General features: G+C 73.9%; 18 protein-coding genes. 7 read left to right on the top strand and 11 right to left on the bottom strand.

Annotated elements, in window-relative coordinates:
• Positions 1 to 65: 65 nt before the first annotated feature.
• From HNR57_RS23960 to xylB, 5 genes are all read right to left on the bottom strand, one after another.
• Entirely contained in the window at positions 66 to 1,238 is a 1,173-nt protein-coding gene (locus HNR57_RS23960; protein WP_184562689.1) for a bifunctional class I SAM-dependent methyltransferase/NUDIX hydrolase, read from the bottom strand.
• 2 nt (positions 1,239 to 1,240) lie between these two features.
• On the bottom strand, positions 1,241 to 1,639 hold the full coding sequence (locus tag HNR57_RS23955; RefSeq protein ID WP_184562687.1) for a luciferase domain-containing protein: 399 nt from the start codon (positions 1,637 to 1,639) through the stop codon (positions 1,241 to 1,243).
• Positions 1,640 to 1,733: 94 nt separating this feature from the next.
• On the bottom strand, positions 1,734 to 2,336 hold the full coding sequence (locus tag HNR57_RS23950) for an N-acetylmuramoyl-L-alanine amidase (protein ID WP_246554867.1): 603 nt from the start codon (positions 2,334 to 2,336) through the stop codon (positions 1,734 to 1,736).
• A gap of 297 nt (positions 2,337 to 2,633) precedes the next feature.
• Complete coding sequence (locus tag HNR57_RS23945) at positions 2,634 to 3,842, bottom strand: ROK family transcriptional regulator (RefSeq protein ID WP_184562685.1); 1,209 nt, start codon at positions 3,840 to 3,842, stop codon at positions 2,634 to 2,636.
• Between the two features lie 15 nt (positions 3,843 to 3,857).
• Positions 3,858 to 5,303 (bottom strand): xylulokinase, encoded by a 1,446-nt coding sequence (xylB, locus tag HNR57_RS23940; RefSeq protein ID WP_184562683.1) that lies wholly within the window; start codon positions 5,301 to 5,303, stop codon positions 3,858 to 3,860.
• Positions 5,304 to 5,433: 130 nt separating this feature from the next.
• On the opposite strand from xylB, the gene xylA reads away from it, so the two are divergent.
• On the top strand, positions 5,434 to 6,600 hold the full coding sequence (gene xylA / locus HNR57_RS23935; protein WP_184562681.1) for a xylose isomerase: 1,167 nt from the start codon (positions 5,434 to 5,436) through the stop codon (positions 6,598 to 6,600).
• 149 nt (positions 6,601 to 6,749) lie between these two features.
• Positions 6,750 to 7,100 carry a hypothetical protein gene (locus HNR57_RS23930; RefSeq protein ID WP_184562679.1) on the top strand — a complete coding sequence of 117 codons (351 nt, stop codon included), beginning with the start codon at positions 6,750 to 6,752 and terminating at the stop codon, positions 7,098 to 7,100.
• A 40-nt stretch (positions 7,101 to 7,140) separates the two neighbouring features.
• Here HNR57_RS23930 and HNR57_RS23925 read toward each other — a convergent pair whose 3' ends face one another.
• Genes HNR57_RS23925 through HNR57_RS23915 form a run of 3 tightly spaced genes read right to left on the bottom strand, consistent with a single transcriptional unit; the run spans position 7,141 to position 11,956 of the window.
• Positions 7,141 to 7,758: a GNAT family N-acetyltransferase gene (locus HNR57_RS23925; RefSeq protein ID WP_184562677.1), complete on the bottom strand. Its 618-nt coding sequence runs from the start codon at positions 7,756 to 7,758 to the stop codon at positions 7,141 to 7,143.
• Positions 7,755 to 9,029, bottom strand: a complete 1,275-nt coding sequence (locus tag HNR57_RS23920; RefSeq protein ID WP_184562675.1) for an SWF or SNF family helicase — start codon at positions 9,027 to 9,029, stop codon at positions 7,755 to 7,757. Before HNR57_RS23920 ends, HNR57_RS23925 begins: the two co-directional genes overlap by 4 nt.
• On the bottom strand, positions 9,026 to 11,956 hold the full coding sequence (locus HNR57_RS23915) for an SCO1167/SCO6262 family helicase (protein ID WP_246554866.1): 2,931 nt from the start codon (positions 11,954 to 11,956) through the stop codon (positions 9,026 to 9,028). Before HNR57_RS23915 ends, HNR57_RS23920 begins: the two co-directional genes overlap by 4 nt.
• Positions 11,957 to 12,114: 158 nt before the next feature.
• Here HNR57_RS23915 and HNR57_RS23910 point away from each other — a divergent pair, with 158 nt between their 5' ends.
• The gene (locus tag HNR57_RS23910) at positions 12,115 to 12,297 is read left to right on the top strand and encodes a tail-anchor membrane protein (protein WP_184562673.1); all 183 of its coding nucleotides are present in this window, start codon (positions 12,115 to 12,117) and stop codon (positions 12,295 to 12,297) included.
• 73 nt (positions 12,298 to 12,370) lie between these two features.
• Here HNR57_RS23910 and HNR57_RS23905 read toward each other — a convergent pair whose 3' ends face one another.
• Positions 12,371 to 13,234, bottom strand: a complete 864-nt coding sequence (locus HNR57_RS23905) for a hypothetical protein (protein WP_184562671.1) — start codon at positions 13,232 to 13,234, stop codon at positions 12,371 to 12,373.
• A gap of 135 nt (positions 13,235 to 13,369) precedes the next feature.
• The gene (locus HNR57_RS23900; RefSeq protein ID WP_184562669.1) at positions 13,370 to 13,666 is read right to left on the bottom strand and encodes a hypothetical protein; all 297 of its coding nucleotides are present in this window, start codon (positions 13,664 to 13,666) and stop codon (positions 13,370 to 13,372) included.
• 99 nt (positions 13,667 to 13,765) lie between these two features.
• Here HNR57_RS23900 and HNR57_RS23895 point away from each other — a divergent pair, with 99 nt between their 5' ends.
• Positions 13,766 to 14,665 carry an oxygenase MpaB family protein gene (locus HNR57_RS23895; protein WP_184563008.1) on the top strand — a complete coding sequence of 300 codons (900 nt, stop codon included), beginning with the start codon at positions 13,766 to 13,768 and terminating at the stop codon, positions 14,663 to 14,665.
• 9 nt (positions 14,666 to 14,674) lie between these two features.
• Here HNR57_RS23895 and HNR57_RS23890 read toward each other — a convergent pair whose 3' ends face one another.
• Positions 14,675 to 15,274 (bottom strand): class I SAM-dependent methyltransferase, encoded by a 600-nt coding sequence (locus HNR57_RS23890; protein WP_184562667.1) that lies wholly within the window; start codon positions 15,272 to 15,274, stop codon positions 14,675 to 14,677.
• A gap of 172 nt (positions 15,275 to 15,446) precedes the next feature.
• Between HNR57_RS23890 and HNR57_RS23885 the strand changes: the two genes are divergently transcribed.
• The 3 genes from HNR57_RS23885 to HNR57_RS23875 all read left to right on the top strand — a co-directional run bounded on the left by HNR57_RS23885 (position 15,447) and on the right by HNR57_RS23875 (position 19,546).
• Positions 15,447 to 16,220: an MHYT domain-containing protein gene (locus HNR57_RS23885; RefSeq protein WP_184562665.1), complete on the top strand. Its 774-nt coding sequence runs from the start codon at positions 15,447 to 15,449 to the stop codon at positions 16,218 to 16,220.
• Positions 16,221 to 16,535: 315 nt separating this feature from the next.
• Positions 16,536 to 19,112 (top strand): sensor histidine kinase, encoded by a 2,577-nt coding sequence (locus HNR57_RS23880; protein WP_184562663.1) that lies wholly within the window; start codon positions 16,536 to 16,538, stop codon positions 19,110 to 19,112.
• Positions 19,109 to 19,546 carry a roadblock/LC7 domain-containing protein gene (locus HNR57_RS23875; RefSeq protein WP_184562661.1) on the top strand — a complete coding sequence of 146 codons (438 nt, stop codon included), beginning with the start codon at positions 19,109 to 19,111 and terminating at the stop codon, positions 19,544 to 19,546. The genes HNR57_RS23880 and HNR57_RS23875 overlap by 4 nt, the downstream gene beginning before the upstream one ends.
• Positions 19,547 to 19,559: the final 13 nt, after the last annotated feature.

Raw genomic sequence — 19,559 nt, 5'->3', positions numbered from 1 at the left:
GCCGGCAGGGTGACTGAGCGCCCCCTACGCGGGAACGGCTGAAAAATCGCACCCCTCTGGGTGCTTCAGTTGTCGCCCGATCCGGTGGCGTACGGCGTGAAACGCGCGGGCGTGTGGTCGATCGGGAGACCGGGGCGCCAGGCGGTGAGGGCCTGCGCGCTGCACACGAACAGCTGCTCCGGCAGCCGGTCCAGAGCGAACCAGCGCCAGCGGCCCACGCTCTCCCCGGGCTGGTCCGACGGCTCGCCCCGCCAGCCGGTGACCAGGGCGGGCACGGTCACCCGGACGACACCGCCCGCGTCGTCCAGGAGCGTCCCGAGCAGCCGGACGTCCTCCGGCCGCGCCGCGAGCCCCGTCTCCTCGCCCAGCTCCCGCACGACCGTCTCCCGCAACGACTCGCCGGGCTCCACCGTCCCGCCCGGCAGCTCCCACGTCCCGCGCCGGTGCCGGCCCAGAAGCAGCCCGCGCGGACCGTACAGGACGGCACCCACCCCGATCGCTGCGTGCGCCGGCGGCGCCTTGTCGACACGCGGCCGAGAGGAGACCTTGACGGGCCGGATCACCCGGAAGAGCCGGTAGGAGGCCTTGTTGCCGTCCTCCGGTGTGTCGAGGACGTCGATCCCCTCCACACGGAGCCCGTACTCGGTGAGCAGCGCCGTCCAGAGCTCCGGCGTGAGCACCCACATCTGAACGGTGACCTCACCGCCACCCGCCAGCCGCAGGACCTCGGGCCGGGCAGCGACCCGGTCCGACGGCCCGTCACCCCGGCTGTTGCTGTGCAGCACCGTGAAACAGAGCCGTCCACCCGGCCTCAGCGCCCCGGCGAGGGCGGGCAGCAGCCGGTGCGGGTCGATGTACGGGACGGCGTTGACGGAGTAGACCACGTCGTACGGCTCCGCCTCACGCAGATGCTCCACGGCGTCGCCCAGGACCAGCCGCAGCCCGGGCAGTGAGCCGTGGCGGGCCCGGGCCCGCTCATACTGCCCGGCCGAGGCGTCGACCGCGTCCACCAGCGCGCCGTGGGACCGGACCAGGTGGGCGGCGTGCCGGGCCGTACCGCACCCGAGGTCCAGCACCCGCCGGCCCGTCAGCTCCCCGAGCACCTCGCTCCCCGGCCCGCCGCCCTCGAACGCCCAGTCGAGGTCTGCCGCTTCGGGCACCGCCGTGCCCCGTCGCAGATGGTGCGCCCCGTACGCGTCCCAAGCCTCGGCGTTGACCGCCTCCGGTTCCTCCGCCAAGGTCAACCGCCCGCCACGGCGTCACGCGGCAGCACCGTGACCCGGCGGAAGTTGCACCCGGCGGGCCGCCGCCCGTCGTCATCGGCGGGGGGTGCCTGATGGGCCTTGAGGGCGATGCTCACCAGGCTCAGCAGCAGGTCGACGTCCGCCTCGCAGTCGAGGTGGATCGTCGCCCAGCCCGATCCGGGCAGCAGGTGGATCGCGCTCGAACCGGCGAGGTCGGCATGGATGCGCTGGATGGCCCGGCGAGTGAGGTGGAGGTCCACGTCCCGTGAGGAGTGGAAGTGAACGATCTCGTCACGGACGGAACGGAGCGCCTTTCCGGTACCGCAACTCGCCGGGCCCGCCGTGAGGTCGGGCCAGGCCTGCAGGCGCTCCATGGCGCGCTGGGCCAGAGTCATGGCCCCATCGTCGCCTGCTCACCGGTCCGCAACCAGGGGTTGAGCGATTTGTAACCGGGACGTGAGGTGGACGGCGGGGGCTCCGACCTGGCTCTCAGGCGGATCTGACGAGTCTGAGGTAACGCTTCCAGTCCCAGTGCCGGCCCGGGTCGGTGTGGTCGCTGCCCGGTACCTCGTGATGGCCGATGATGTGCGCCCGGTTCCTCGGGATTCCGTGCCTCTCGCAGATCGCCGCCGTGAGCCGGGCCGACCGCTCGTACATCGCGTCGGTGAAGTACCCGGGCCGGTCCACCCAGCCCTCGTGCTCGATGCCGATGCTGCGGGTGTTGTAGTCCCAGTTCCCCGCATGCCAGGCGATGTCGGAGTCCCGTACGCACTGCGCGACATGCCCGTCGGAGGAGCGCACCACGTAGTGGGCGGACACCTTCGTCCTGGGGTTCCGGAAGACGGACAGGGTGCCGGCGTAGGTCGTCTGCGCCACGTGGATGATCACGTAGTGCAGTGGGTGGGCGCGCGGGCGGTTCGACGGTGTGTAGTTCCTGCGGCTGGCCGGGTGCCAGGCGGCTCCGGGGTGGTCGACGGTCCGGGGCCGGGCATCGGCCCGGGTGCCGGAGAGCAGGACGGCGGGGACGGCGGTGAGGGCGGCGCCCGCGAGGATGCCTCGCCGGCTGGGGCACGGGATGGTCCGTTCCGTCATCCGTTCCGCGTTCCGCTGCATGCTCCGTACCCCGTTCCGTTCCATGTTTCGTTCCATGACTGTGTGCCTTCCGGGCTCGGCGGGAGGGTGTCACTCGCTCAACTGCGCGGAGCGGCGGCCTTTGCGGCCGTGGCCCGCGTGATCAAGTTACGGCGCCTGCCGGCCGGTCAGGAGAATGCGGTGGACGGGGCCGCGACTGTGGACAACTCCCTCACCCGAGCGGGTGACGGGGGCGGAAGGATGAGGACGGAGGAGCGCGGACCGGACCCCACCGGTGACCGTGGGCGGCGGCCCGTTTCAGGCCCGCCCGGCGACGGCCGCCGGATCGTCCAGCACCGCCCGGACCACCGAGTGCGCGGCCCCCAGCAGCGGGCCCTCAGGTCCCAGCCGGGACACGGACACGGGGCAGACCGGACCCGCCGTACGCCGCGCCAGCTCGTCCCGCAGCGAGGGCAGCAACCAGGGCGCCAGACCGGACAGTTCCCCGCCCAGGACCACGCTCTCCGGGTCCAGCAGGTTGACCGCCCCGGTGAGGGCCACACCGAGCGCCGTACCCGCGTCGCGCAGGGCACGGCGCACGTTCTCGTCGCCCTGCGCGGCGCGCCCCGCGAGCAGCCCGACCCGGTCCTCGTCGGGTTCCAGACCGGCCGCACGCAGCACGGCCTCCTCACCCGCGTACTGCTCCAGACAGCCCCGGCCGCCGCAGGCGCACTCCGGCCCGTCCGGCCGGACCGGCACATGCCCCAACTCGCCCGCGAAACCGCGGGTTCCGCGCAGCAGCCCGCCGTCCACCACGACCGCCGCACCGATACCGATCTCCGCCGAGACGTGCAGGAAGTCGCGAGGTGTGTCCTCGCCCAGCCAGAGTTCGGCGAGGGCGCCGAAGTTGGCCTCGTTGTCCACCGTCAGCGGCAGGCCCGCCGGCAGCAGGATGCCGAGGTCCGTGTCGTGCCAGCCGAGGTTCGGGGCGCGCACGACGGTCCGGGCGTCGCGCGCCACCAGCCCCGGCACGGCCACGGCGAGTCCGGCCGGCCACAGGCCCTCGCCCTCCGCCTCGGCGACGACCTGCCGGATCAGCTCGGTGAGTTCCGCGAGCACGGGCTGGGGGGAGCGGTCGCGGTTCGCTCCCTGCCGTATCGTCCGCGCCCGGGTCGTGCCGCGCAGGTCGACTGCGCACACCGCGAGATGGTCGACGCCGACCTCCGCGCCGATGCCTGCCGGCCCGCGTCCGCTGACGGCGAGCGCGGAGCCGGGCCGGCCCACCCGGCCGGGCCGCTCCGGCCCCAGTTCTTCGAGGAGCCCCGAGCGGATGAGCTCGTCGACGAGCGTCGAGACCGCCGCCCGGGTCAGGCCGATCCGTGAGGCGACGGCGGCCCGGGACAACGGCCCCTGCGCGCGGACGGTGTGCAGGACACGGGCGAGGTTGCGGCGGCGCATGCCCTGCTGGGTGTCGGGCAGCGCGCGTCCTGGTCCGGAGGGCCGGGCCTCGTGCAGCGGTGCGGTCATGCCTGACGCCAGTCCTCAGTGGGTGTCCGTGGGCCGCTCCAGCAGCGGAGCCGCGTCGGAGAGTACCCCGGCGATCCTGGCCAGCGTCTCCTCGTCCCGCTCGACGGCGTCGAGCACCGGCCCGGCCGCCGTGCCCCAGCGTCGCGCGACCGCCGCCGGGTCCTCCCCGGTGAGCAGCCCGGCCGCCTGCGCGGCGGCGCCGAGCGCGACCAGCTCCCTGGCCTCGGGCACCTGCACGGCACGCCCCGACAGCCGCCGCACGGTCTGCTGCCAGGCGGTGCCGCGGGCGCCGCCGCCGATCAGCAGCAGGGGCTCCGAGGGGTCGGCGTCCTCGTCGAGGACCAGGTTGAGCGCGCCGAGCAGGGAGTGCACGGCACCGTCGTAGGCGGCCTGGAGCAACTGGCCGGGGGTCGTGTCGTGGCGCAGACCGTGCAGCAGGCCGGAGGCGTGGGGCAGGTTCGGGGTGCGCTCACCGTCCAGGAAGGGCAGCAGCGTCACGGCCGTGCCGGGCTCCACTGCCTCGCGGTCCAGGCCCAGCAGCGCCGCGACACGGTCGACGGCGAGCGTGCAGTTCAGGGTGCAGGCCAGCGGCAGCCAGTCGCCGCGGGCGTCGGCGAATCCCGCCACCGTGCCGCTCGGGTCGGCGGGCCGCCGCCGGGACACCGCGTACACCGTGCCCGAGGTGCCGAGGCTCATCACCGGCACGCCCGGCCGCACCCCGAGGCCCAGCGCGGCGGCGGCGTTGTCGCCCGTGCCGGGCGCGACCAGGGTGCCTCGGGAGAACGGCAGGTCGTGGCCGTCGCGCACCGTACCCGCCACCTCGCCGGGCCGGACCACGCGCGGCAGCATGGCCGGGTCGAGACCCACGTGCGCGAGGATCTCCTCGTCGTACGCCTCCGTCCCGGAGGCCCACCAGCCCGTACCGGAGACGTCGCCGCGGTCGGTCGTGCCCTGCCCGGTGAGCCGCTCGGTGAGGTAGTCGTGGGGGAGGCGCACGGCCTTCGTGGCACGCACCGCCTCCGGCTCGCGCTCGGCGAGCCACGCCCACTTCGTGACCGTGAACGAGGCCGCGGGCACGCTTCCGGTGCGGTCGGCCCAGAACTTCGCGCCGCCCAGCTCCTCGGTCAGCCGGCGGGCCTGCGGCGCCGAACGCACGTCGTTCCACAGCAGGGCGGGCCGCACCGGCTCGCCCCGGCCGTCCAGGGTGACGAGACCGTGCTGCTGTCCGCCGACCGACACGGCGGCGGCCTCGTGCGCCGCGTCACCGCACTGGCGCAGGGCCTCGCACAGCGCGTCCCACCACTGGCGCGGATCGGTCTCGCGCCCCGCCCCCGAGGAGACCGTGTGCGGCGCCTGGCCGCTCGCGACCACCCGGCCGGTGGACGCGTCGACGACCAGCGCCTTGGTGGACTGGGTGGACGAGTCCACACCGACGACGAGCGGACCCTCGGCTGCTGACATCGGGCTTCTCCCTACTGCGCGCGGCACGTGTCTCCGTTCGGAGTCACCTGGTCTCTTCCCAGAGAGGTGCCCGCATACTAATTTGTAAATCGGCATGACGAAATAGCCTCAGCGAGCAAGGAGCCGCGGCATGAGCTTCCAGCCCACCCCCGAGGACAGGTTCACCTTCGGACTGTGGACCGTCGGCTGGCAGGGACGGGATCCCTTCGGCGACGCCACGCGGCGTGCCCTCGACCCGGTCGAGACGGTGCAGCGGCTGGCCGAGCTGGGCGCCCACGGCGTGACCTTCCACGACGACGACCTGATCCCGTTCGGCTCGGGCGACACCGAGCGCGAGGCGCACATCAAGCGCTTCCGGCAGGCGCTGGACGCCACGGGCATGAAGGTCCCGATGGCCACCACCAACCTCTTCACGCACCCGGTCTTCAAGGACGGCGCGTTCACCGCCAACGACCGCGACGTGCGCCGCTACGCCCTGCGCAAGACCATCCGCAACATCGACCTCGCCGCCGAGCTCGGCGCCCGGGTGTACGTGGCCTGGGGCGGCCGGGAGGGTGCCGAGTCCGGTGCCGCCAAGGACGTCCGCGCGGCCCTGGACCGGATGAAGGAGGCCTTCGACCTGCTCGGCGAGTACGTCACCTCCCAGGGCTACGACCTGCGCTTCGCCATCGAGCCCAAGCCCAACGAGCCGCGCGGTGACATCCTGCTGCCCACCGTCGGCCACGCCCTGGCCTTCATCGAGCGCCTGGAGCGGCCGGAGCTGTACGGCGTCAACCCCGAGGTCGGGCACGAGCAGATGGCCGGGCTGAACTTCCCGCACGGCATCGCCCAGGCGCTGTGGGCGGGCAAGCTGTTCCACATCGACCTCAACGGCCAGTCCGGCATCAAGTACGACCAGGACCTGCGCTTCGGCGCCGGTGACCTGCGCGCCGCGTTCTGGCTGGTCGACCTGCTGGAGTCGGCCGGCTACAGCGGTCCGCGCCACTTCGACTTCAAGCCGCCGCGCACCGAGGACCTCGACGGCGTGTGGGCCTCGGCGGCCGGCTGCATGCGCAACTACCTCATCCTCAAGGAGCGCGCCGCCGCCTTCCGAGCCGACCCGGAGGTCCAGGAAGCCCTGCGCGCGGCCCGTCTCGACGAGCTGGCCCAGCCCACCGCCGCGGACGGCCTCCAGGCCCTGCTCGCGGACCGGTCCGCGTTCGAGGCGTTCGACGTGGAGGCGGCTGCCGCGCGCGGCATGGCCTTCGAGCACCTGGACCAGCTGGCGATGGACCACCTGCTGGGGGCACGTGGCTGAGTCCACGCGCGCGTGCGGGCACGTCGGCCGGTGGTGCCGGCCGGCCGACGTGCCCGTGATGCCGCGGAATCATGCGATCCATGCCATGAGTCCGTATCAGCTTCCGTGCGCCCCTCCCGGTCTGAGCGGTGTATGGCGACTCTGTCGGTATGGCCCTGCCGCCCGTACCGCCGCATCCGCCCCGGCCTCCCAGGCGCCGGAGTCCGCTGCTGATCCTGCTCGCCGTGCTCGCGGCCGTCGCAGCCGTGTCCCTCGTGGTGCTGATGGCCTCGGGCAGGGGCGACTCGCCGGACGAGAAGCCGTCCGACGGGAGCACGAGCCGCACTCCCGCGCCGTCCTTCGGCATCCCGACCGAGCTGCCCTCCGGGCTGCCGAGCGGGCTGCCGACCCGGCTGCCGTCGGGCTTCCCGACCCGGCTTCCGAGCGATCTGCCCAGCGATCTGCCGAGCGGCTTCGAATCGCTCCTGCCGTCCTTGGACGCCGGCGAGTTGGTGCCGTGACGCCGGTGAGTTGATGTCGTGACCCCTCGGCGCCGGGGAGTCAGTTCCCCGACGCCTGGGCGCCGCCGAGCCAGTGCACGGAGGCCTGCGCGCCGAAGCCGGGGGCCTCGCCGTCCGGCCGGTCCGGAGCGACGAACACCACCATGTCCGTCTCCTCACCCGGCAGAGGTTCGGGCTCCCGCCACCCCGCCCGGCGGTAGAAGGCCAGTGCGTCCGGGGCACCGTTCCAGGTCATCAACCAGGCCCGGCCGCCGGGTGCGCCGGAGCTGAGAGCGGACAGCAACCGCCGCCCCAGACCCGTACCGCGAGCCCGGGAGCGCACGCCCAGTTCGTCGATCTCGAAGCGGCCGACAAGGAGCTCGTTCACCCGCTCGGCACCGAGCCGCCGGGTGACCTTCCCGTAGGCGCGGTCGGTGCGGAAGGGCGCCTGGGTGGTCCAGCCGGTGGCGAATCCGTCCACCCCGCCGCCCTCCGACAGCGCCAGCACCGCCCGGAAACCCGGACGGCGCACATCCGTCTCCAGCCGCTCGCGGAACTCCACCCGCGTCTCCTCGAAGTCCCGGGGCTCCCAGGGCGGGGCCGTGAAGACCTCGGCGTACGCCTCGGTGAGCTCGTCGGCGACGGCGAGGACGTCCGGGCCGTACCACTGGAGTGTCACAGGGGGTTCCCTTCCGAGGGGGCGGGTTCCGCCGACTCCGGGGCGGTCGCGGAGGCCAGGGCCGTCGCCGGATCCTGGGCCGGGCCCGCCACGGGCAGCCAGCGCCCGCGTTCCTTGCGGTAGGGCCACCAGCGGCCGTCGCGGCCGAAGCGCAGCTGGACCGGCGCGCCGGCGACCGTCCACCGGTTGCCCCGCGGCCGCAGCTCCGGCCGTTCAGCGGTGTCCCAGGCCGACTCCAGGGCGGCACGCGCGCGTGCGAGCGTCTCGCCCTCCACACGCCACTCCTCGTCCAGGACGGAGAGCGCGGCGGCCCCGCCGTGACGCCAGGCGCGCACGGCCGTCGCCAGCCCCTCACGGCCGCGTCCCGACCCTTCTGCGAGCCGGTCGTTCATCTCCCGGCCGGGATCACCCGCGGCCAGCCGGACCGCGTCCTGCGCCGCCGTCAACTCCTCGTGGGCGGTGCCCCGGAGCGCCTCCGCGAGCAGGCGGTGGGCCCCCACGGCGGTCCGCTCGGCCAGGAACGCCAGAGCGGCCGGGTCGATGCCGGGGGCGGGGGGTGTCTCGGTGTCCAGGGACGGCGGAAGGCCGGGTTCACCGGGGAGTTCGGGCAGGCCCGGCAGCGGCGGCAGGATGTCACCGGCGGCGTACGCCTCGGCCGCGTCCACGCCCTCCTGCCCGGAGGAGCTCGCCGCGGAGGCCCCGCTGCGCGCCTGCAGGTCCTCCAGCAGGGTGGTTTCGTCACGTCCGCGCATCAGCAGCAGCACGAACGGGTCCTGGTCCAGCAGCCGTGCCACCTGGTAGCAGAGCGCCGCCGTGTGCCCGCAGTGGTCCCACGCTTCGCAGTCGCACTCCGGCTCCAGGTCGCCCAGACCCGGCAGCAGTTCGACGCCCGCGTCGGCCGCGTCCTCGACCAGGTCCGGCGGCATCTCCCGGTCCAGCAGCGCCGCCACATGACCGGCCCGTTCCGCCGTCATGTCCAGGAAGCGGTCCCACTGCCCGGGCGGGAGCTCCGCCAGCAGCACGTCGGCCCGGTGCGCCGAACCGTCGCGGTCCTGGACGACGGCCGTCAGCCGCCCCGGACGCACCGACACCGCGCCGACGGCGCCCGCGCGGGCGAGCCGGCGGCCCGTCTTGAGCTGCGCCGAGTCCAGCGCCGTGCCCTCCAGGGCCTTCAGCCAGGCCTGGCCCCACCACGTCTGCGCGAAGCCCCGCCCGTGCGCGGGCGGCAGTGCGGCGAAGGTGCGTTCCATGTCGCCGTCGTGCCGAGTCATCGCAGGCCCCCTCGCAGTTCGACCAGATCCGCCAGTTCCGCGTCCGTCAGTTCCGTGAGCGCCGCCTCGCCGGCGCCCAGGACCGCGTCCGCCAGCTCCCGCTTGCGCAGCAGCAGTTCGGCGATGCGGTCCTCGATGGTTCCCTCCGCGACGATCCGGTGCACCTGCACGGGCCGGGTCTGGCCGATGCGGTACGCGCGGTCGGTCGCCTGCGCCTCGACGGCCGGGTTCCACCAGCGGTCGTAGTGCACGACATGCTCGGCCCGGGTGAGGTTCAGCCCCGTGCCCGCCGCCTTCAACGACAGCAGGAACACCGGCACCTCGCCGTCCTGGAAGCGCCGCACCATGGCCTCGCGCTCGGCGACGGGCGTCCCGCCGTGCAGGAACTGCGAGGGTGTGCCGCGGGCGGCGAGGTGCCGTTCGAGGAGGCGGGCCATCTGCACGTACTGCGTGAACACCAGCACGCCCGCCCGCTCGGCGAGGATCGTGCCGAGCAGTTCGTCGAGCAGCTCCAGCTTCCCGGAGCGCCCGGAGATCACGGGCCGCTCCTCCTTGAGGTACTGCGCCGGGTGGTTGCAGATCTGCTTGAGCCCGGTCAGCAGCTTCACGATCAGGCCTCGCCGCGCCATGCTGCCGGCGCCGGAGATCTCCGCGAGCGCCTCGCGCACCACGGCTTCGTACAGCGCCGCCTGCTCCTCGGTGAGCGACACGGTGTGATCGGTCTCCGTCTTCGGCGGCAGCTCGGGCGCGATCCCCGGGTCCGACTTGCGGCGGCGCAGCAGGAACGGCCGTACGAGCCGGGCCAGCCGGTCGGCCGCCGCCGGGTCCTGACCGCCCTCGACGGCTTCCGCGTACCGCCTGCGGAAGGTGCCGAGCCGGCCCAGCAGCCCCGGGGTCGTCCAGTCGAGGATCGCCCACAGCTCCGACAGGTTGTTCTCCACCGGGGTGCCGGTGAGCGCCACACGCGCGCGTGCGCCGATGGAACGCAGCTCCCGCGCGGTCGAGGAGTACGGGTTCTTCACGTGCTGGGCCTCGTCCGCCACGAGCATCCCCCACGGCACCCCGGCGAGCCGGCGCGCGTCCAGGCGCATCGTGCCGTACGTGGTGAGCACGAACTCCCCGTCCGCCAGGCCGTCCAGGGCCCGCCGCGCCCCGTGGAAGCGCCGCACGGGTGTGCCGGGAGCGAACCGTTCGATCTCCCGCTGCCAGTTGCCCATCAGGGACGTCGGGCAGACCACCAGGGTCGGTCCGGCGGACGCGGCGTCCGACTGCCGGTGCAGGTGCAGGGCGATCAGGGTGATCGTCTTGCCGAGGCCCATGTCGTCGGCGAGACAGCAGCCCAGGCCCAGTGATGTCATAACGGCGAGCCAGTTCAGTCCTCGCCGCTGGTAGTCCCGCAGGGTGGCGGCCAGGGCGGGCGGCTGCTCCACGGGCTGCTGGGCCTCGGGGTCCGCGAGCCGCTCCCGAAGGGCCGCCAGCCATCCGGTGGGCCGCACTTCGACCCGGCGGCCGTCCACCTCCGCCCAGCCCGTCAGGGCCGCGCCCAGGGCGTCCACCGGAGTCACCTTGCGGTCCTGCCGGGAGCGAGCCAGGCGCGCCTCCTGAGGGTCGATCAGGACCCACTGGTCGCGCAGCCGTACCACCGGGCGCTTCGCCTCGGCCAGGCGGTCCAGCTCCTCACGGTCCAGCCGTCTGTCACCCAGGGCGAACGACCACGTGAAGGCGAGCAGCGCGTCGGCGGACAGGAACGAGGGCACGGCCGCGAAGGTCTTGCCGGATTCCGGCCCGCCGTCGGAAGGCCCCACGTCCGCGTGCATGCTGAGCTCACGGGACAGCCCCTTCGGCCAGTGCACGTCCACCCCGGCCGCGCTCAGCGCGAGGGCGCCCGCCCCGAGCAGCTCGGTGACCTCCTCGTCGGCCAGTTCGGCCGCGTCCGGCACGGTCGCCGACAGCAGCGGGGTGAGCGGGGCCCAGGCCCGGGCCGCCCGGCGCAGGGCGAGCAGTGCGTCCATCCGCGCGCGCGGGCCGAAGGCCTCGCCCCCGGTGCCGGCCCAGACGTCCGCGGCGTCCGCGACGAGCGCCGGATCGCTGACGCTGTGCACCTGCAGCACGGCCCGGAACGTCACGTCCGTGCCGTCGTCCGCCGTGCCCGTCAGGCCGTCCGCCTCGATCCGCAGCGACAGGCGTACACCCGCGTCGTGCCCCGCGGCGACATCGGCGGCCCAGGCGCGCTGCTCGGGCAGCCGCACCGGCTCCGGCGACGCGTAGGCGGGACCGCCCGTCACCAGCGGCGCGGCGGGGGAGCGGGGCAGGGTGTCGGCGACGGCGTCGAGGAAGGCGCGCAGGAGCTGGTCCGGTTCGGGCAGCCGCAGCGGCCCGGCGCCTGCCAGGGGCGCGGCGTGCGCCTCGGGCGGCATCGCGGCGGCGAGGCGGCGCAGGTCCTCGGCGTCCTCGGCGCTCAGCGGGCCCGCGCGCCAGGCGTCGTGGTCGCCCGGGGACAGCCCGGGCAGCAGCAACCCGCGCGCCACGAGGCGCAGGGCGTGCAGGGCCGCCGCGCCCCAGAAGACGGTGGAGCGGTGCCCCTGCCCGCCGGCACGCGCACGCGCGAGGACCGGAAGGGCCGTGCGCACCGGGACCAGGACGGCGGGCACGCTCGCTTGCTCGACCCCGCCGTCATGCGGCACGACGACGGTCAGGTCGGCGGCGGACGCGGATGCCACCAGCGGAGGGGCGGCGCCGTCGGGCCGCCAGAAGGCGACACTCCCGGTGCGGGCGGGGTCTCCGGGCAGGAACACGGTGCGGCAGAAGGTCAGTTCGGAGGGGTCGGAGGAGGGTGCCGGGTGAGTCGGATGCTCGGATATGGCTGATTCCTCAAATTTGACTAGTGAGAGCCGAGTCGCCGAGAGTACAGCACTTCCGGCACGCATGGGTATGGCTGGGCTGTGAGCTGGGTCACCATAGAGGTCTCAGGGGTGCGTCAGGGGTGCACCTCAGGGATGTCTCAGGGTCGCGGTCCGGAACCGTCGTGAACGCGGGTCCGTTTTCGGGACAGAGAGCGGCACAGGCCGCGAAGGAGGCGACAGACATGTCGAAGAACGCCAAGATCGCCGCGGGCGGTGTGGCGGTCGGGCTCATCCTGCTGATCTGGCTGCCCTGGTGGGCATCGCTCTTGATCATCCTGGGAGTCCCGGCCGTCGCGTACCTCACGCTGGACCCGTCGCAGCGCCGCAGGCTGCGCCGCGCCACCCGCAAGGAGATCGGCCGCTGAGGCGCTGACCCGGCGCCGCCCGGCCCGCACCGCAGCAGCCCATGAGGACCGGCTCGGTACGGCCGAACCGGGCTCAGTTCGGCCGTACGGCCATTTTGTCCAGTGCCTCGAGGAGACCAGGCAGTTCCGGCCCCCGGCCCACCGGCAGGACCTCGCCGGGTTCCTCGTCGAGCAGCACGAAGGCGATGTCGTCGGTCCTGGCGACGAGCGACCAGCCCGGACCGTCGGCCCGCAGGGTCCGGGCGTCACCCGACGCGAAGGACGACCGGACCCGGCCCAGCGGCGGCGGCGAGTCGATATAGGCGCGGGCCTCCGCGAGCACGCGCCGGATGCCGCTGTGGCCGCCCTTCAGCCCGCTCTCCTCGCTTCCGTCCGGACCGCCGTCCGCGCCGCCCCCGTCGCCTGAGGCCGTCCCCGCGGCCGCCCCCGTCGGGAACTCCGCGTCGTCGATCTGCTCCCGCCACGTCGCCCACTGCAGCGCGATCTCGTCGGCGCCCAGGCGCCGCTGGGCCGGGCCCCACACGGAGGTGTCCGGTGGAGCCAGCGGGGGCCGGTCGTCGGCCTCCGGGTCCGGATCGTGCGGCGCGGGCACCCCGGGGGCCGCGACGGCGACCGCGAGAGGCCAGCCGGGCAGGGCCGCGACGACCGTGCGCTCGTCGGGCGACAGCTCGTACTCCATGCCGCAGTCCCAGGACGCGATCGCGACGGCCACCAGCGAGACATCGTCGATGGCCACCGTCCACCGGGCGCCCTCACCGTCCTGGCCGAGCACCAGGCCGTACCCGTCGGCGAGGGGTGCGAGGCCGAGCGCCGCGCATGCCTCGGGATAGTCGTCGCCCAGCACGCTCGGGAACTTCGCCGGCGTCAGCAGCACCGCCGTCAGCACATAGAGCGCATCGTCCTCGGCGGCGACGGCTTCCTCGTCCGTCCCGGCCATCCCAGCCTCCCCATCGGTTCGTCCACCGGCGCGCACCCTAGTGCGCCCGCAAGCCCCTTGTCACGGCCTCGCATGCGCACGCGGACCTGCAGTTTTCCGGCGGACGGGGCGAATCGGCCCTCCGTGCGGTGCGCATCAGGCCGCCGGCAGCCCCAGCAAGTCGCGGGCCACGGTCTCCGGCGACTCGCCGCGTTCCCGGGCGAGCGCGATCACGGCGCGGCAGGCCAGCTCGTTCACGCCGAACGACAGAGCCTCCGGCGACACCCAGCCCGCCGCCTCGTCAGCCCGCTCCTGGTCGTCCCCGGCGCAGGCCGTGACATAGGTCGCCGCGGCCTCGAAAAGATTGTGCGGACGCTTGTCCTCGCCCGCCTTCGGCTCCGTTCGCAAGACATCGGCGACCCTTCCCCCGGCTTTGCGGAACCTGCCCCACATGCTGACCACCTTCCCCCTGCGCACCTGACGTGCCCGATCATTCATCTCCTCGCCACCAACGTAAAGTTGGAGAACCTGCGGCAGAAGGGGGACGGCACGGTGAAGCGCTTCTCGCGGCTCGAACAGATCCGGCGGATGGACCCGTACGAGGAGGCCACCGAGATCTACCGGCTCAGCGTGGCGTACGAGTTCCCCTGGGACTTCACACGCGCTCTGGAGCTGGCCCTGTACCGCACCTACGCCGTGCCGAGCATCGGGCGGCTGCTGGCGCGCACGGCGGAGCTCACGGACCGGACGCAGAAGCGCTACGACGACACCTCGCTGCTCCTGGACGCCATCGTCGAGCACGGCTTCGGCACCGACGAGGGCAGGACCGCGGTCCGCCGCATCAACCAGATGCACCGCAGCTACGACATCAGCGACGACGACATGCGCTATGTGCTGTGCACCTTCGTCGTGATGCCCAAACGGTGGATCGACGCCTATGGCTGGCGCAGGATGTCACGCCACGAGACCGTCGCGAGCGCCGTCCACTACCGCACCCTGGGCCGGCACATGGGGATCAAGGACATCCCCGAGACCTATGAGGAGTTCGAGACCTGCCTCGACACCTATGAGGCCGCCCACTTCGCCTGGGACGCGGACGCCCGGCGCGTCTCGGACGCCACACTCGACCTGATGGCCTCCTGGTACCCCGGTCCGCTCGCACCCCTGCTGCGCACCACGACCCTCGCCCTGCTCGACGACTCGCTGCTGCGCACCTTCCGCTATGACCCGCCGCATGCCACCACGCGCGCGTGGGTGCGTCGAGCCGTGCGGCTGCGGGGCCGCGCCGTCCGCCTGCTGCCGCCCCGGCGCGCTCCGCACTTCGCGCGCCAGAACTGGGAGATCAAGGGCTACCCGTACGGCTACCGGATCGCCGACCTGGGCACCCGCCCGGTCCCGGGCGTGCGGGGCTGCCCCGTGCGGCACGCGGCTGCGGACGCCGAGGCCGGGTGACGCGGCGCCTCAGTCCTCGCGCACGGCGAGCGCCAGGAAGCGGGAGTCCTCGTCGACGTAGGACGTCAGGCGCCACCCGGAACCCGCCAGCAGCGGACGGAGGTTGGGCTCGGCGCGCAGGTCGTCCGGGGTGATCGAGCGGCCGTGGCGTGCTGCCAGAGCCGCCCTGCCGATCGGGTGGAACAGCGCCAGCACACCACTGGGGCGTACCACGCGCGCGAGTTCCCCAAGGTTTTCCGCCGGGCTTTCGAGGTGCGAGATGAGGCCCGCCCCGAACACGGCGTCCAGCGACCGTGAGCGCAGGGGCAGCGCGGCGACGTCCGTGAGCAGCAACTGCCCGTCATGGTCCCGGCCGGCCCGCACGGCCTCCCGCAGCATGGCGGGGGTGAGGTCGGCCCCCAGGACCACCCCCGAGGCCCCCACGGCGGCGCGCAGCGGCGGCAGGGCGCGGCCGGTGCCGCACCCCGCGTCGAGCACCCGGTCACCCGCCCGCAGTCCGAGCTCGGCGACCGCGGCGGCGTAGGCCGGACCGTCGTCGGGGAACCGGCTGTCCCAGTCGGCGGCGCGGGCGGTGAAGAACTCCTGGACACGCGTCTGCTCGTCGCTCATGTCCTGCATGATTCCGCACCTGCGCGGCTGACGCCTCACCGGCAGGGTGGACACCTCAGTGCACATGTTCGAGCGTGACCCGATCGTTCCAGTACATCCTTGCGCCATATTCCAACACCTTTCGAACTGCGCCCCGTTCGCGCGCCCTGGCCGGGTCTACCGTCCCGAGGCCATGGGACACCTGGACCACGCAGCCCTGGGGTGGCTGACCCCCGCACTGTCGTACGTGATGGCCTGCATAGGCGCCGCGCTCGGTCTGCGCTGCACCGTCCGCGCACTCGCCACCACCGGGCGCTCGCGCCGCAACTGGCTCGTCACCGCCGCCTCGGCGATCGGCACCGGCATCTGGACCATGCACTTCGTGGCGATGCTCGGCTTCGGCGTCGCCGGTACCGACATCCGCTACGACGTGCCGCTCACCCTGCTGAGCCTGCTCGTCGCCATGGTCGTCGTCTGCGCGGGCGTCTTCGCCGTCGGCTACGGCAGCGACCGCGGCCGGGCCCTGTTCGTCGGCGGGCTCACCACCGGCCTCGGCGTCGCCAGCATGCACTACCTGGGCATGGCGGCCGTCCGGCTGCACGGCGACGTGACCTACGACCCGCTGCTGGTCGGGCTCTCCGTCCTGATCGCCGTCGTCGCGGCGACGGCGGCCCTGTGGGCGGCCCTCAACATCAAGTCGCCCGTGGCGGTCACCATCGCCTCCCTGATCATGGGCGCGGCCGTCAGCAGCATGCACTACACCGGGATGTTCGCGGTGGGCGTGCACGTCACGCCCTCCGCACAGGCCCTGCCCGGGGCCACGGCGATGCAGTTCATCTTCCCCCTCGCCGTCGGCCTCGGCTCCTATCTCTTCCTGACCTCGGCCTTCGTCGCGCTGTCGCCGACGGCGGGAGAACGCGCGGCGTCCGCTTCGGCCCAGCGGCCGGTCCAGAGTGCCGCCCCCTAGCCGCGCAGGTGACCACCGGACATGGTGACGGCCCGGACGGTGCGAGGAGGCACGGGATTCGCGGCAACGCACCTGGGGCTGAAGGAGCCGCTGGCCGTACGGGACGGCGGTCAGCGGTGCCGGTGGTCAGCGCCGCCCGGCGGCACGGATCGCGCGCCCGGCGGCGGCTCGTACGGCCCACCCCCAGCCGGCCCCCGCTGCGCCGGCGGTGTGCTCAGCACCCGACGACGCCCCTGAGACGCCCTCATACGACAGTGCGCCGCCCCCGCTCAGCCGCCGGCCCGCACACCCCGACCCACTCCGAGCGAGGAGTCCATGCGAACACCCCGTAGGGCCCCCACAGCAGGCGCCGAAGCGCAGCCCCCTCCCGTACGCGGTCGGCGTGCGCATGCCGGACCACCGGCCGACGAGGGCCCCGACACACCCGCGGGCGTCACCTCGGACGCGGCGCCCCCGCGGGCGGAGCGCTGGCACATACGCCCCCGCACCGTGCGGGCCAAGATCGTCTGCCTGCTGATGGTGCCGGTCGTCTCCCTCCTGGCCCTGTGGGCCTACGCCACCGTCACCACCGCCCAGGACGTCTCCCGGCTCCGGCAGGTCCAGCGCGTCGACGCCACGGTCCGCGCCCCCGTCTCCGCCGCCGTCGCCGCCCTCCAGGCCGAACGCGCGGCCGCCGTACGCCACGCCACCGACCCGTCCGCCGTCCGAACCGGCGAACTGGACGAGCTCGCCCGGCGCACCGACCGCGCCGTCGCGCAACTGCGGCTCGGCAAGGACACCACCGTCGCCGACAGCGGGGAACTGCCCGCCGGAGTCGCCCAGCGGCTGAAGGTGTTCGTCGCCGGCGCCGGGCAACTGCCGCCACTGCGCACCGCGGTGCAGGACCGGCGCGTGGGCTGGGCCGAGACGTACGACCGCTACACCCGGACCATCTCGGCCGCCTTCGGCGTCGGCGGCGCCCTCACCGGCATCCGGGACGCCGACCTCGGCTCCGACGCGCGCGTGCTGCTCGAATTCGCCCGCGCGGCCGAGGCACTGGCCCAGGAGGACGCGGTGCTGGCGAGTGCCCGCCTGGACGGCACCCTGACCGGGGAGCGGCTCCGGCTCTTCACCGGCGCCGTCGACCTGCGCCGCACGCTCACCGACTCGGCCGTCGCGGACCTGAGCGGCACCGAGCGTTCCGCATGGGACGCCCTCGCCGCCGGCAGCGCCTACACCGGCCTGCGCGACGCCGAGGACGGGGTCCTCGCCGGCGGGTCGGGCGCCAAGGCGGTGGACGCGGCACCCGAGAGCACTTGGAGCACGGCCCACGCGCGCGTGCAGAACGGCATGCGCGGCATCGAGGACGACGCGGCACGCGGGGTCGCACAACGGGCCGACCCGTTCGCCCGGGGACTGCTCACCCCGGCAGGCGCCGCCGTGCTGCTCGGCCTCGGCGCCGTCGCCGCCTCGCTCGTCATCTCCGTACGCATCGGACGCGGCCTCGTGGTGGAACTGGTCAGCCTGCGCAACAGCGCCCTGGAGATCGCCCGGCGCAAACTCCCCGACGCCATGCGGAAACTGCGCGCGGGCGAGGAGATCGACATCCGAGCCGAGGCCCCGCCGGGGGCGCCCGCGGAGGACGAGACCGGGCAGGTCGCCGAGGCCCTCGGCACCGTGCACCGTGCCGCGCTGCGGGCCGCCGTGGAGCGCGCCGAACTCGCCAGCGGCATCTCCGGCGTCTTCGTCAACCTCGCCCGCCGCAGCCAGATCCTCGTCCACCGGCAGCTGGCCCTCCTCGACAGCATGGAACGCCGCTCCGACGACCCGAACGAGCTGAGCGACCTCTTCCGCCTCGACCACCTCACCACCCGCATGCGGCGCCACGCGGAGAGCCTGATCATCCTCTCCGGAGCCGCCCCCGGCCGCGCCTGGCGGATGCCGGTCTCCCTCACGAACGTGGTCCGCGCGGCCGTCTCCGAAGTGGAGGACTACGCGCGCGTGGAGGTACGGCAACTCCCCGAGGCCGCCGTGGCCGGGGCGGCCGTCGCCGACCTCACGCACCTGCTGGCCGAGATCATCGAGAACGCCGCGCAGTTCTCCCCGCCCCACACGCGCGTGCGTGTCACCGGAGAACCCGTCGGCAACGGCTACGCCGTCGAGGTCGAGGACCGCGGCCTCGGCATGGGCAAGGAGACCCTCGCCGAAGCCAACCGCCGCATCGCCCAGTCCGAGGCGCTGGACCTGTTCGACAGTGACCGGCTCGGCCTGTTCGTGGTCAGCAGGCTCGCCGCCCGGCACGACGTCAAGGTCCACCTGAGGACCTCCCCGTACGGCGGCACCACCGCGGTCGTCCTGCTGCCCACCGCCCTGCTCCACACCGGCGCGGCGGAACGAGCCCCCGAAGCGGCGGAACCCGCGCCACACCCCGAGGAACGCGCCTATGCGCGCGTGCCCGACGACACCCCCCTCCAGGACGCCGTCCCAGCCCAGGCCGACCGGCCCGCACTCGTGGCCCCCGTACCGGCCGCCGCGGAGCCCGAGGCCCTGCACCACGGGGACAGTTCGCGTCACACGGACAGCCCGCGTCACCAGGAGACCCCGAGCCAGAACCCGACCCCAGGAGTCGCCACCTTGCGACTGCACCGCCCGCCGCAGCAGCCCGAAGACTCCGATGACCTCCCGCGCCGCGTACGACAGGCCAGCCTCGCTCCCCAATTGCGCGACAAGCGCCCCGAGGAGCAGCCGCCGACGCCCGCTCCCCGGGACGACGAGCGCACCCCCGAACTCGTACGGGACCGCATGGCGGCCTACCGCTCCGGATGGACGCGCGGCGGCGGCAGGCTACCCGGCCGCGGTACCACTCCCGGCCCCGTGACGCGCAGCGACAGCAGCGAAGGAGACCCCGCATGATCCAGGATCAGAGCACACAATCCGCCCGGCACTCCGGCGAACTCGACTGGCTGCTGGACGATCTGGTGCTCCGCGTGAGCGACATCCGGCACGCCGTGGTGCTGTCCAACGACGGCCTCGCCGTGGGCGCCTCGACCGGCCTGCGCCGCGAGGACGCCGAGCACCTCGCCGCCGTGGCTTCGGGCTTCCACAGCCTCGCCAAGGGAGCGGGACGGCACTTCGGCGCGGGCGGGGTCCGCCAGACCATGGTGGAGATGGACGAGGGCTTCCTGTTCGTGGCCGCCGCGGGCGACGGCTCCTGCCTCGCCCTGCTCACCGCCGTCACCGCCGACATCGGCCTCGTGGCCTACGAGATGGCCCGCCTGGTCAAACGCGTTGGCGAGCACCTCGGCACGGCGCCCCGCACGGCCGCGCGGCCCCCCGCCGCAGGATGAACCGGGAGAACGG

It is taken from the genome of Streptomyces paradoxus (assembly GCF_014202475.1).
Classification (GTDB): Bacteria; Actinomycetota; Actinomycetes; order Streptomycetales; family Streptomycetaceae; genus Streptomyces; species Streptomyces paradoxus.
The sequence above is the reverse complement of the archived record's forward strand: the minus strand, read 5'-3'. Positions and strand labels throughout refer to the sequence as shown.

What these genes read in the sequence shown, in the direction of transcription:
- HNR57_RS23955 (WP_184562687.1), bottom strand. Translation starts at nt 1,639, where the DNA reads ATGACTCTGGCCCAGCGCGCCATGGAGCGCCTGCAGGCCTGGCCCGAC.
- HNR57_RS23950 (WP_246554867.1), bottom strand. Translation starts at nt 2,336, where the DNA reads ATGACGGAACGGACCATCCCGTGCCCCAGCCGGCGAGGCATCCTCGCG.
- HNR57_RS23945 (WP_184562685.1), bottom strand. Translation starts at nt 3,842, where the DNA reads ATGACCGCACCGCTGCACGAGGCCCGGCCCTCCGGACCAGGACGCGCG.
- xylB (WP_184562683.1), bottom strand. Translation starts at nt 5,303, where the DNA reads ATGTCAGCAGCCGAGGGTCCGCTCGTCGTCGGTGTGGACTCGTCCACC.
- xylA (WP_184562681.1), top strand. Translation starts at nt 5,434, where the DNA reads ATGAGCTTCCAGCCCACCCCCGAGGACAGGTTCACCTTCGGACTGTGG.
- HNR57_RS23930 (WP_184562679.1), top strand. Translation starts at nt 6,750, where the DNA reads ATGGCCCTGCCGCCCGTACCGCCGCATCCGCCCCGGCCTCCCAGGCGC.
- HNR57_RS23920 (WP_184562675.1), bottom strand. Translation starts at nt 9,029, where the DNA reads ATGACTCGGCACGACGGCGACATGGAACGCACCTTCGCCGCACTGCCG.
- HNR57_RS23915 (WP_246554866.1), bottom strand. Translation starts at nt 11,956, where the DNA reads ATGCGTGCCGGAAGTGCTGTACTCTCGGCGACTCGGCTCTCACTAGTC.
- HNR57_RS23910 (WP_184562673.1), top strand. Translation starts at nt 12,115, where the DNA reads ATGTCGAAGAACGCCAAGATCGCCGCGGGCGGTGTGGCGGTCGGGCTC.
- HNR57_RS23905 (WP_184562671.1), bottom strand. Translation starts at nt 13,234, where the DNA reads ATGGCCGGGACGGACGAGGAAGCCGTCGCCGCCGAGGACGATGCGCTC.
- HNR57_RS23900 (WP_184562669.1), bottom strand. Translation starts at nt 13,666, where the DNA reads ATGTGGGGCAGGTTCCGCAAAGCCGGGGGAAGGGTCGCCGATGTCTTG.
- HNR57_RS23890 (WP_184562667.1), bottom strand. Translation starts at nt 15,274, where the DNA reads ATGAGCGACGAGCAGACGCGTGTCCAGGAGTTCTTCACCGCCCGCGCC.
- HNR57_RS23885 (WP_184562665.1), top strand. Translation starts at nt 15,447, where the DNA reads ATGGGACACCTGGACCACGCAGCCCTGGGGTGGCTGACCCCCGCACTG.
- HNR57_RS23880 (WP_184562663.1), top strand. Translation starts at nt 16,536, where the DNA reads ATGCGAACACCCCGTAGGGCCCCCACAGCAGGCGCCGAAGCGCAGCCC.
- HNR57_RS23875 (WP_184562661.1), top strand. Translation starts at nt 19,109, where the DNA reads ATGATCCAGGATCAGAGCACACAATCCGCCCGGCACTCCGGCGAACTC.